Raw genomic sequence first — 11,598 nt, 5'->3', positions numbered from 1 at the left:
GAGGAAACATGATTTCAAAGGGGAGATCCATGTTCGTCGCACTCGCGACGGCAACTGCAGTCCTGCTGGCCGGATGCGCCGGCGCGGACACCGCCGGAAGCTCCGGTGCGCCCGCGGGCGCACCGGTATCGGGAGGCACGCTCCGGGCCCTCGAGTTTTCGCAGCCGAAAGGCTTCGACCCGGTCCAGGTCTTCAGCTCCACGTCGATGCCGCTCACCTACACGGCCCTGTACGGTCAGTTCCTGATCCCAAACACCGAAACGGGCGAGTACAACTGCGGACTCTGCAAGTCGTTCTCCACTCCTGACAAAGGGGCAACATGGGAAGTCGTCACTCGAAAGGGCCTGACGTTCTCGGACGGCACACCGTTCGACGCCGCCGCCCTCAAGTACAACTGGGATCGCATGAAGGATCCGAAGTTCGGCTCCGCGAGTGCGGGCATCGCAAGCCAGATTGACCACATCGAGATCGTCGATAAGCAAACAGCAAAGCTCGTGATGACCGTTCCAAACCCGGGTTTCAAGGGTCTGATGCCCATCTACGCGCTCCAGTGGATTGCGTCGCCCACCGCGCTGGAGAAGGGCCAGGCGCAATTCAACAAGAACCCGATCGGCGCCGGTCCGTTCCTCTTTGACAGCTGGGTCCCCAACGGAACGCTCAAGCTGAAGAAGAACCCGGGCTACTACGACGCGCCGAAGCCCTACCTGGACGCCCTCGAAATCCAGGGCGTTGCTGACAACGCACAGCGCCTCAACGCGCTCATCTCCGGCCAGGCGGACACCATCCTCAACAGCGAGGCCTCCATCTTCGCCGAGGGTGAGGCCGCAGGATTCAAGAAAGTCGAATACCAGTTCAACGGCGGCGTCGGGCTGATGCTCAACAACGCGAAAGCGCCCTTCAATGACGTACGTGCGCGTCAGGCACTGGCCTACGCGCTCGACCTGAATGCAATGTCGGATTCCATTACGCGCGGCTACCCCTCTGCCCCAAAAACGCTGTTCACGGAAAACTCACCGCTCTACGAGGACATCCCGCTTACTGCCCACGACCCTGAAAAGGCGCAGAAGCTCTTCGACGAGCTCGCCGCGGAAGGCAAGCCGGTGAACTTTTCCTACACTGTCTTCCCAGGCAGCGGGCAAATCGTCTTCGACGCGCTGCAGTCACAGCTCCAGAAGTACAAGAACGTCACCGTCACCCCCGACCAGCGGGACACATCGCAGCAGGGCGTCGTCGGCACCACGGGCGACTACCAGGCGCTCACCTCCTCTATGGCGTTCGTCGACCCCGGGTCCAGGCTCTGGGGACAGCTCAATGGCTCCGCCAACCGCACCAACTACTCCCGGTTCAACGACCCCGAGACGAACGCGGCGCTTGACGCTGGATTCTCGGACGATCCCAAAGCGCAGAAAGACGCGTACAAGATCGTGCAGGAGCGGCTCTCAGAGCTGCACCCGTACATCCTGTACACGTCCTACCTCAACGGGATGCTGTCTTCCGACAAGGTCCATGGCGGCACTGTCTTCGGCTACACCTCGCCGTCGGCCGCTGAACTCTGGCTCCAGCCCTGAGCCAACCGGGGCATCGCGGGTCCTCCTCGCGGTGCCCCGGCCTCTCTCCCTTATTTGAACTAGTGAAAGCTGCGACATGAGCGACGGAGCACTACTCGAGGTCACCGACCTCCATGCCTACATCGGCTCCCCCCGTGGAGTCGTCAGGGCTGTGGACGGCGTGTCCTTCACCCTTCAGCACGGCGAAGCGCTCGGCGTCGTCGGCGAATCCGGTTCGGGCAAGTCCGTGATGGCCCGGGCGGTGATGGGCCTGATGCCTGCCCGATCGGGGCGTACAGGCCAGGTCCTCTTCCAGGGGCGCGAAATGCTCACCATGAAGCCAAAGGAGCTCCAGGGCATTTGGGGCAAGCAGATCGCGATGGTGTTCCAGGATCCCGGACGCTCACTCAGCCCAGTGGTCCGCGTAGAGCGCCAGCTGACCGAGGGGATGCGCCGGCACCTGGGGATCTCCCGTTCGGAAGCGAATTCCCGCGCGCTGGACCTCCTCCAGGAAGTCGGTGTGCCCGACCCCGAGCGGCGGTTGCGCGCCTATCCGCACGAATTGTCCGGCGGAATGCGCCAGCGCGTGATGATTGCCGTCGCGCTGGCGTGCGAGCCGGACCTGCTGATCGCCGACGAGCCCACAACGGCCCTCGACGTGACCATCCAGCGGCAAGTACTGGATCTGCTGCGGCGGGTACAGGTGCAGCGTCGGATGTCGCTCATTCTCATCTCCCACGACCTGCACGTCGTTGCGGGAAGCACGGACCGCACCGCCGTCATGTACGCGGGCCGCATCGCTGAAATCGGTGCGAGCGGAACAGTGTTCCAGGACCCGCGCCATCGCTATACCGATGCGCTGCTCTCGGCAACTCCAACGATCAACCATGAGCGCCACGCGCCGCTCAACGTCATCCCCGGTTCGCTTCCCTCGCCGACCGCCCCGCCAGAGGGTTGCCGCTTTGCGCCCCGGTGCGCGGCATCAACGCCGGACTGTCTCGAAGTGCAGCCTCCCATGCTCTCGTTTGCCGATGACCATGAAGCCGCGTGCACCCACCCCGTGAACACGAAAGAAGGTGAGCTCGTTGGCCGGTAGCGGTAGCGCGCACCTGCGCGGCGACGCGGCAGTCCTGTCCGTCGAAAATCTTGAGGTCGAATATCACACATCGGGAGGGAGCTTCAAAGCAGTCGCCGGCGTCAGCTTCGATCTCCTGCCCGGCGAGACGCTCGGCATCGTCGGTGAGTCCGGGTGCGGGAAGTCGACGACGGGACGGGCCGTCCTGCGGCTCGATCCAATCGCCGGCGGGCACGTCCGGTTCCGCGACGAGACGATCGAAACCGCCACCCACAAGCGGATGCGGGAACTCCGGCGTGACATGCAGATGATCTTCCAGGATCCGGTGAGCTCGCTCAACCCGCGGCGCCTGGTGAAGGACATCGTCACCGAAGGCCTTGCCATCGGTGGGCAGGGCGCGAAGGAGCGGGCGGCCGTCGTCGACGAGCTGCTCGATCAGGTGGGCCTGCCGACGGAACGGTTCGCCGAGATGTCACCGCGCCAGCTATCAGGTGGTCAGGCGCAGCGTGTCGCCATTGGCCGGGCGCTCGCCGTCCGCCCCGGCCTGCTCATCTGCGATGAGCCGGTATCCGCGCTTGACGTATCGGTGCAGGCACAGATTCTGAACCTGCTGGAGGACCTGAAGAGCAAGTACGACCTCACGATCGTCTTTATCGCCCACGACCTTGGCGTGGTGCGCAGCTTCAGCGACAAAGTTCTCGTAATGTATCTCGGCAAGACCTGCGAGTTCGGTGATTCCGTCGAGGTCTACGAGCGGCCGGCCCACCCCTACACGCGGGGCCTGTTGGACTCGGTGCCGTCACCCGAAGTGGAAGGTGGATTTGTCGGACCCGCCCTCTACGGCGATCTGCCCTCGCCGCTCAACCCGCCGTCGGGCTGCCGTTTCCGCGCACGGTGCCCGAACAGCCAGGAGAAGTGCGCCGTTGAAGAGCCGTCCATGCGCGAGGTCCGCCCGGGCCAGTTCGCGGCCTGCCACTTCCCCCTCGTCTAGCTTCCCAGCCCCAGAAGTTTCGTTTCAAAGAATTGGAGTACCCACAATATGTCTGTTGACCTCGCCCCCGACCCGGTCGCCACCTGGCTGCGAGAGATCGGAGCAGTCCACGACGCGGCCCGCCATGTCGACGGAGTCCAATGCCGCGGCTCGGTGACGCTCATCGACGAGGCAGCCCGCCTACGCGGAATCGCTGCTGTGTCCCTCGGCAAGGCGATTTCGCTCGAGCGCGAGATCGAAACCCGGGCCAAGCAGCTTGAAGCCCTCGCCGCTGTGGCCGAGGAAGAAAAGCTGCAGTGGCAGGCACTCGCCGTCGCTGAGATCCCTGATGGTCACGGAAGCGTGGACCTAGATGTCAGGATCGGAATCCACGGCCGGTCAGCACACGGCGGTGACTTCATCCGCTACGACGCGCACGGCATCCACAACACGCACATGGACGGGCTCGCCCACCTGGGTGCCGATGAGAGCTGGCACGGTCCCATCCCGGCACGGTCCTCGGAGACCGACGAAGACACCATGGTCAACTGGGCCCAGCACGGAATCGCCACCCGGGCGGTACTGCTCGACATCCCGGCCGTGCGCGGCGTTGATTGGGTCACAGCTGAGTCACCGGTAACTGCGGTGGACCTCGATAATGCCCTTGACGCCACCGGAGTCACACTCAAGCCCGGCGACGCGCTCCTCATCTACCAGGGCCGGGATCGCTTCGAGGCCGCGGGCCACCGCTACACGCCGGGGGCCGTACTCCAGCCCCGTCCCGGGATCGGAAAATCCGGCGCGCAGTGGATAGCGTCGAAAGACCCGGGCCTGGTGTCGTGGGATTTCCATGACGCACGGTTCGACCCACCCCACGCGCTCGAAGTGCACGGACTCATTTATGCCATCGGCCTCTGCCTGATCGACAACAGCCTTCTCGGCCCCGCCGCAGCTGCGCTCAGGGCCGCAGGCACGTCCACCGGGTTCTTGGTTGCCGCTCCCACAGCGATTCATCGCTCAACGGGCGTCATCATCAACCCTCTCCTCATCTACTAAAGCGCTGAGCACCACAGTCCTGATCTGACCCCTACCCGAGGAGATGCCGATGCGAATCGGAATTATCGCCGAACGTGCGGATGGCGAAACACGCGTCGCCGGCACCCCGTCCACCGTCCCCCATTTAATGAAGCTCGGCTACGAGGTGGTGATCGAGCGCGGTGCAGGGGCCGGATCTGCCTTCCCTGACAGCGACTACGCGAATGCCGGAGCGGAGATCGTCGATCAAAGCACCGCCTGGAGCGCGGACGTCGTACTCACAGTGAATGCCCCGTCCGATGACCACCTCGCCCTGCTGGCCGAGGGCGCCACGCTGGTGTCCTGGCTTAGTCCGGGCCTGAACCCACACATCGTGGACAAGCTCGTCGCGCTGCCCATCACCGCACTCGCCGTGGACGCCGTTCCGCGTCTGTCGCGGGCGCAATCAATGGACGTCCTTTCCTCCACCGGCAACATCGCCGGGTACCGTGCCGTCGTCGAGGCGGCGAACCAATTCGGGCGGTTCTTCACCGGACAGGTCACGGCTGCGGGTAAGGTTCCGCCAGCGAAGGTCCTTGTGGCCGGTGCCGGAGTCGCCGGGCTTGCCGCGATCGGTACCGCATCGAGCCTTGGGGCAATCGTTCGTGCCACAGACCCGCGCCCCGAAGTAGCCGAACAGGTGAAATCGATCGGCGGCAGCTACCTAGCCGTCGAAGTCGCCGAGAGAATGGAGTCGACCGACGGCTACGCGAAGGCCACGAGTGAGGCGTACGACCGGCGGGCGGCCGAGATCTACTCGGAGCAGGCCCGGGATGTCGACATCATCATCACCACCGCCAACATCCCCGGACGCGCGGCCCCGAAGCTCATCACCGCTGCCGACGTCGCGTCGATGAAGTCAGGCAGCGTCATCGTCGACCTCGCGGCAGCCAACGGCGGCAACGTCGAGGGTACCGTGCCTGGTCAGCTTGTTGTCACCTCCAATGGTGTAACGATCATCGGCTACACCGACCTCGCGCGTCGGCTGCCGGCGCAGGCGTCGCAGCTCTACGGGCAGAACCTGGTCAACCTCCTGAAACTGCTCACGCCCGGGGAGGACGGCGTACTGGTCCTCGATCACGGCGACGTGGTGCAGCGCGCCATCACAGTGGCGCAGAATGGCCAGAAGCTGTGGCCACCGCCCCCCGTGCAGGTCTCGGCCGCGCCCAAGCAGATCACCACTGACGAAGTGTCGGCCACGCCAGTGAAGGCGGAGAAGAAGCTATCGAAGCTGGCGCGCGCCGCGCTCACGGTTGGCGGCATCGGTGCCCTGTTCGGGATCATTGCCATCGCTCCCGCGCCGTTGCCGCAGCACATCACCGTTCTGGTACTTGCAGTGGTGATCGGGTTCTACGTGATCGGCAAGGTACACCACGCGCTTCACACTCCGCTCATGTCAGTGACCAACGCCATCAGCGGCATCGTCGTGGTCGGTGCCATGCTGCAGCTCGCGATCGACGACCCCGTCACGAAGGTGCTCTCCGCCGCCGCCGTGCTCCTAGCCAGCATCAACGTCTTCGGCGGCTTCGCCGTCTCCCGCCGCATGCTCCGCATGTTCTCGAAGGACTGAACGCCATGACTCCCGATTCTCTCTCCGCGGTAACACTCGCGATTTCCGGCGCCGCCTACATTGTGGCCGCGCTTCTCTTCATCCTGAGCCTCGCCGGTCTCTCGAAGCACGAGACCGCCCGCGGCGGTCTCACCTACGGCATCGCGGGTATGGTCATCGCGATGGGCGCCACGTTTGGTCTTGTGGTCCGGGGCGCCGATCAGCTCGGCATCATTCTTCTCCTCGGCGCCGTGGCAACCGGCGCCGCCGTCGGTCTGTGGCGTGCGGCCAAGGTGGAGATGACCGGGATGCCCCAGTTCATTGCCCTCTTGCACTCCTTCGTCGGGCTGGCAGCGGTGCTCATCGGCTGGAGCGGCTTCCTCGATAGCGCCCACACCTCCTCCGACCTGGTCGGCATCCATCGCGGCGAGGTCTTCGTCGGCATCTTCATCGGTGGAGTAACGTTCACGGGCTCGATCGTGGCCTTCCTTAAACTGTCGGCGCGTATCAAGTCCGCTCCACTGGTGCTTCCGGGCCGCAACGCGCTGAACGTTGGTGCGCTCGTGGTCTTCATCGCGCTGACGGCATGGTTCGTCATCACGCCGTCCATCTGGCTGGTCGTTGCCGTCACGGCGCTGGCGCTGCTCCTGGGGTGGCACCTGGTCGCGTCGATCGGCGGCGGCGATATGCCCGTCGTCGTCTCGATGCTCAACAGCTATTCCGGCTGGGCCGCGGCAGCGAGCGGCTTCCTGCTGAACAACGACCTCCTCATCGTTACCGGTGCGCTCGTGGGATCCTCAGGCGCCTACCTCAGCTTCATCATGTGCAAGGCGATGAACAGGTCCTTCATCTCAGTGATCGCCGGCGGGTTCGGCATTGCCGCCCCGACCCAGGGCAGCGAGGAGACAGGGGAGCACCACGAGATTTCCGCGGAAGAAACGGCGCGGCTCCTCGCCGATGCCAAGTCGGTCATCATCACACCCGGTTTCGGCATGGCCGTTGCACAGGCGCAGTACCCGGTCGCGGAACTCGTGCGCTCACTCCGGGAACGGGGAGTGGACGTCAGGTTCGGCATTCACCCGGTTGCGGGCAGGCTCCCCGGACACATGAACGTGCTGCTCGCGGAGGCGAAAGTGCCTTACGACATCGTGCTTGAGATGGACGAGGTGAACGATGATTTCCCGGAGACGAGCGTTGTGCTGGTGATCGGCGCCAACGACACGGTGAATCCGTCTGCGGCGGAAGACCCGAGCAGCCCGATCGCCGGGATGCCGGTGCTGAAAGTGTGGGAGGCCGAGGAGGTCATCGTGTTCAAGCGGTCCATGGCGTCGGGCTACGCCGGCGTCCAGAACCCGCTGTTCTTCCGGGACAACACCCGGATGCTGTTCGGCGATGCGAAGGAACGGGTGGAGGACATTGTGCACGCCCTGAGCGGGGCACGCGTCTTCTGATCATGCAGACCGTGACCCTGAATAATGGCGTCGAGATGCCGGTCCTCGGCTTCGGTGTCCTGCAGATCCCCGACGACGAGACCGAGAAAGCAGTCCTGACCGCCCTGCAAGCCGGCTACCGCCTGATCGATACCGCCGCGCTCTACCGGAATGAGGAGGCCGTCGGCAGGGCTATTGCCAAAAGCGGTATCCCGCGGGACGAGCTGTTCGTCACCACCAAGGTCTGGGTGCAGAACTCGGGCGAGCACAACACGGTCCGGTCCTTCAACAGCTCGCTCCAGCGCCTGGGACTCGACTACGTGGACCTTTACCTGATCCACCAGCCTTACGGCGACTACTACAGCGAGTGGCGGGCCATGCAGGACCTCCATCAGGACGGCCACGCTAAGGCAATCGGCGTGTCCAACTTCCACCCGGACCGCCTCGTGGACCTCATCACGCACAACGAGATCACTCCGGCCGTCAACCAGATCGAAACCCACCCGTTCTACCAGCGCGCCGAAGACCAACGCATCATGAACGAACACGGCGTGCAGATCATGTCGTGGGGGCCCTTCGCCAGAGGGAAAAATGACCTGTTTACCCACCCTGGACTCACTCCGATTGCCGAGGCGCACGGCAGGTCCGTGGCACAGGTGGTTCTCCGCTGGCTCAACCAGCGCGACGTCGTCGTGATCCCCAAATCCGCGGACCCTGAACGCATCACGCAGAATATCCAGGTCTTCGACTTCACCCTCACCGGCGTCGAGATGGCCCAAATTGCACAGCTCGACGCCGGCAGGTCCCTGTTCTTTGACCACCGCGACCCCAGCATGACCGCCAAGATTGGATCAATTCGCTTCAGCTAACCCTGCCGCTGCAGTCCCGACGAACAGTTACACAAGGAGAACGCCCATGCCGGCAAACGTGATTGACGAGCAAACCGCCCTGATCGTGATCGACTTGCAGGCCGGAACTGTCGCCGCCCCAACGGCGCATCCCATCGGTCAGGTCGTTTCCCGGGCAGGCGACCTGCTGTCCGCCTTTCGCCAACGCGATCTACTAGTGGTGCTTGCCGCCGTCGATGGAACGCCGCCCGGCCGCACGCACTACGGCGAAGGTGCGCGTCGCTTCCCGCCTGAATGGTGCGGACTCCTGCCCGAACTCGACCGGCAACCCCAAGACGTCGTCATCCTCCGACGGACCTGGAGCGCATTCGCAGGTACCAACCTCTCCTCGCTACTGACGGAACGCGGTGTTACCCAAATCGTCCTCGCAGGGATGGCCACCAGCTTTGGTGTGGAGTCGACTGCCCGTGACGCGTACGACCTCGGCTATACAGTGACGTTAGCGCTGGACGCAATGACGGATCCGAACCTGGATGCCCACCTTCACAGTGTCAGCCGGGTCTTCCCCGCTCTGGGACAGACTGGTTCAGCGTCGGAGATTATCGCCCTGCTTGAAGGTCGCTGAGCCCTTCCCGGACGTTCGCTACTGGCTCCCCGGCCAGCCACCGACCGCCGGTACGAACGCGGGGCAGATCCCTTAGGCCCCGCTACAACAACTCGTGCCTGTGGTGCAGGAGAAACTCATGCTTGTAGTGAAGGCCGATCCAAGGGGATGCAATAAGTTCGTCAATATTGATCACCTGGGGCGGCGCGGGTGCCTCTTCTGCACGTCTTGTCCAGTCCGGCGCACCTGATCCGAACGCCCACTGAGGAGTGCCGTCCAGAGGAAGTCGACGTCGGGGCATGGTCACTCCTCGTCTTTGTAGGTGACTAGCGATCTGTTTGCCGGGTGGAGTACCCATCAGCCGGCCCTGCCTGGGCACGAAGAGCCGGACCGGCCATCCGCATCAGCGCTGTGCACACGGCGGATGGCCGGGCGTCCTCGTGCCCGAAGACGCAGAAATAAGCATTAATGCTTAGTATTTGGCTTATTGAGTCGCTTTCGGAAGCTGCGCCACGTACTCGACGTCGTGATCGATGCGACCGAGCTTGCGGCCGCCCTTCGGCGGCTTCGCTTCCTGGAAGAACTGCTCGTTGAGCCCAAGGAACTTTTCGTCATCCCCTTCGAGTTCGTCGTCGAAGCGGATGGCTGAAACGGGGCAGGCGGGCTCGCAAGCGCCGCAATTTATGCATTGGTCGGAGTTGATGTACATCATCCGGTTGCCCTCATAAAGGCAGTCAACGGGGCACACTTGGATGCAGCTCTTGTCTTTGATATCAACGCAAGCTTCAGTAATAACGAAGGTCATGTGAGAGGCCCTTCCGGACGTCGGTGTTCGGAGCGTAATAGGGGTAGACGCGAAGATTTCAATGTGTACACTGAAACCTAAGCGTTGTATTTCAAAACTACCACGCAGAATGGTTACGTGACCAGTGCAGTTCGCCATAACCCAGAGGAGACCCGATGACGGTTGACGCCATCCAGACCCGCCGAGTAGACCCATACAGCCCACCGGCCGAGCACCTCGAGCTGCAAGGCGACGAACCCGTCGCCTTCCTCGATTGGCGCGACGGGCGCAAGGCCTGGGCGATCACAAAGCATGCCGATGTCCGCACGATGCTCAGCGACGTACGCTTCAGCTCGGACCGGTCGTACCCTGATCACCCGGCGCATGGAGGCTACGTTCCTGGTGCGCATAAGGGAGCGATCATTGCGATCGATCCGCCCGAGCATTCGGCCATCCGCTCGCGCGTAATGAACGAGTTCACCGTCAAGAAGATCTCGCTCATGCGCCCACGCATCGAGGAGATTGTCAGCGAGGCCCTCGACGCGATGCTCGACGGGAAGTCTGAGGCGGAACTGGTGGAGGAGCTGTCCCTTCCCGTCCCCGCGATGGCGATTGCCGAGTTGCTCGGCGTGCCCTACGAAGACCACGACTTCTTCCAGCACAACACATCGCTTTTCTCCGATTCACACATCGACCCCAAGCGGAGGGGCGAAGCCATCGAAAAGCTCCGCGCCTACATCAGCGACCTTGTCGACGCGCGAGTCAATGAGCGTGGAAACGACATTCTCAGCCGACAGCTCGACGCTGGCTCGGACACCGAGGAGGCGGTGGGGCTCGGGTTCCTGTTGCTCATTGCGGGTCACGAAACCACAGCGAACATGATCTCGTTGAGCATCATGACACTGCTCGACAAGCCCGAGCTGCTTCAGCAGCTGCGCGACGACCCCTCGCTGATACCCGGCGCCGTCGAGGAGCTACTGCGCTATTTCACCATCGCTGAGGTTGGCGGGCTGCGACTCGCCACCGCCGATCTTGAAATTGGTGGGAAGCAGATCCACGCAGGCGATGCAGTATTCGGGCTGACGAACACCGCAAACCGCGATCCCGAGGTGTTTCCTGACCCTCATACGATTGACTTCAAACGCGGCGCTCGCAACCACATGGCGTTCGGTTTTGGCCCGCACCAATGCCTGGGACAGAACCTCGCCCGGCTTGAGCTGGTAGTGGTGCTCGAACAGGTCATCCAACGCGTACCCACCCTCCGGCTCCTCGATCCGCTCTCCGCGATTGCGTTCAAGGAGTGGGGGCCGAACTACGGCATCAGCGAGCTTCGGGTGGCATGGTGAGCACGCAAATAGTTGCGAAACGTGAAACGTGCATTGGTGCGGGCCAATGCGTATTTGCTGACCCGGACGCCTTCGACCAGGACGACGACGGTTTGGTGCTCGTGCTGCAGGCCGATCCTGCCTCGCCGGACGCGCTCGCCCGTGCGAAGGAAGCGGTGAACGTCTGTCCGAGCCGATCGATTACCCTCCGCGCCTGACCGGAGCCGAGGGTAACTGACAAGGCCCTAGTTGCGAGGCTTTCACCAGTGGGTGACGCAGCGAAACATATTGGAAGGGCGGGTGGCGGTCATCGGGCTGGCAATCTCCGTCGTGCGCTGGCCGGTTACGCAGGAGTTGCGTGACCGGCTCGTGGCCGCAGGTATTCGGGCCGC

The 11,598-nt window shown here is 63.4% G+C and carries 11 protein-coding genes; 10 read left to right on the top strand and 1 reads right to left on the bottom strand.

Annotated elements, in window-relative coordinates:
- The first annotated feature begins 29 nt into the window (after positions 1-29).
- From AC1DEY_RS15575 to AC1DEY_RS15540, 8 genes are all read left to right on the top strand, one after another.
- Complete coding sequence (locus tag AC1DEY_RS15575; RefSeq protein WP_476868742.1) at positions 30-1,568, top strand: ABC transporter substrate-binding protein; 1,539 nt, start codon at positions 30-32, stop codon at positions 1,566-1,568.
- Positions 1,569-1,644: 76 nt separating this feature from the next.
- Positions 1,645-2,643: an ABC transporter ATP-binding protein gene (locus tag AC1DEY_RS15570; protein ID WP_476868741.1), complete on the top strand. Its 999-nt coding sequence runs from the start codon at positions 1,645-1,647 to the stop codon at positions 2,641-2,643.
- On the top strand, positions 2,633-3,613 hold the full coding sequence (locus tag AC1DEY_RS15565) for an ABC transporter ATP-binding protein (RefSeq protein WP_476868740.1): 981 nt from the start codon (positions 2,633-2,635) through the stop codon (positions 3,611-3,613). The genes AC1DEY_RS15570 and AC1DEY_RS15565 overlap by 11 nt, the downstream gene beginning before the upstream one ends.
- A gap of 48 nt (positions 3,614-3,661) precedes the next feature.
- A complete protein-coding gene (locus AC1DEY_RS15560; protein ID WP_476868739.1) occupies positions 3,662-4,648 on the top strand; it encodes a cyclase family protein in 987 nt (328 codons plus the stop codon).
- 49 nt (positions 4,649-4,697) lie between these two features.
- Positions 4,698-6,236, top strand: coding sequence for a Re/Si-specific NAD(P)(+) transhydrogenase subunit alpha (locus tag AC1DEY_RS15555; RefSeq protein WP_476868738.1), 1,539 nt, complete (start codon positions 4,698-4,700; stop codon positions 6,234-6,236).
- 5 nt (positions 6,237-6,241) lie between these two features.
- Entirely contained in the window at positions 6,242-7,666 is a 1,425-nt protein-coding gene (gene pntB, locus AC1DEY_RS15550; protein ID WP_476868737.1) for a Re/Si-specific NAD(P)(+) transhydrogenase subunit beta, read from the top strand.
- Positions 7,667-7,668: 2 nt separating this feature from the next.
- Complete coding sequence (locus tag AC1DEY_RS15545; RefSeq protein WP_476868736.1) at positions 7,669-8,514, top strand: aldo/keto reductase; 846 nt, start codon at positions 7,669-7,671, stop codon at positions 8,512-8,514.
- A gap of 46 nt (positions 8,515-8,560) precedes the next feature.
- Positions 8,561-9,118 carry a cysteine hydrolase family protein gene (locus tag AC1DEY_RS15540; RefSeq protein WP_476868735.1) on the top strand — a complete coding sequence of 186 codons (558 nt, stop codon included), beginning with the start codon at positions 8,561-8,563 and terminating at the stop codon, positions 9,116-9,118.
- Between the two features lie 463 nt (positions 9,119-9,581).
- Here the strand turns inward: AC1DEY_RS15540 and fdxA are convergent, their stop codons facing one another.
- The gene (gene fdxA, locus AC1DEY_RS15535) at positions 9,582-9,902 is read right to left on the bottom strand and encodes a ferredoxin (protein WP_476868734.1); all 321 of its coding nucleotides are present in this window, start codon (positions 9,900-9,902) and stop codon (positions 9,582-9,584) included.
- Between the two features lie 155 nt (positions 9,903-10,057).
- Here fdxA and AC1DEY_RS15530 point away from each other — a divergent pair, with 155 nt between their 5' ends.
- Together AC1DEY_RS15530 and AC1DEY_RS15525 are read left to right on the top strand one after the other, a co-directional pair.
- Complete coding sequence (locus AC1DEY_RS15530; RefSeq protein ID WP_476868733.1) at positions 10,058-11,227, top strand: cytochrome P450; 1,170 nt, start codon at positions 10,058-10,060, stop codon at positions 11,225-11,227.
- Positions 11,224-11,424: a ferredoxin gene (locus AC1DEY_RS15525; protein ID WP_476868732.1), complete on the top strand. Its 201-nt coding sequence runs from the start codon at positions 11,224-11,226 to the stop codon at positions 11,422-11,424. The genes AC1DEY_RS15530 and AC1DEY_RS15525 overlap by 4 nt, the downstream gene beginning before the upstream one ends.
- Positions 11,425-11,598 lie beyond the last annotated feature (174 nt).

The sequence above is a fragment of the Arthrobacter sp. 05T47 genome (genome assembly GCF_056395825.1).
Note: the sequence above shows the minus strand (reverse complement) of the source record. Positions and strands in the feature narration are given on the sequence as shown.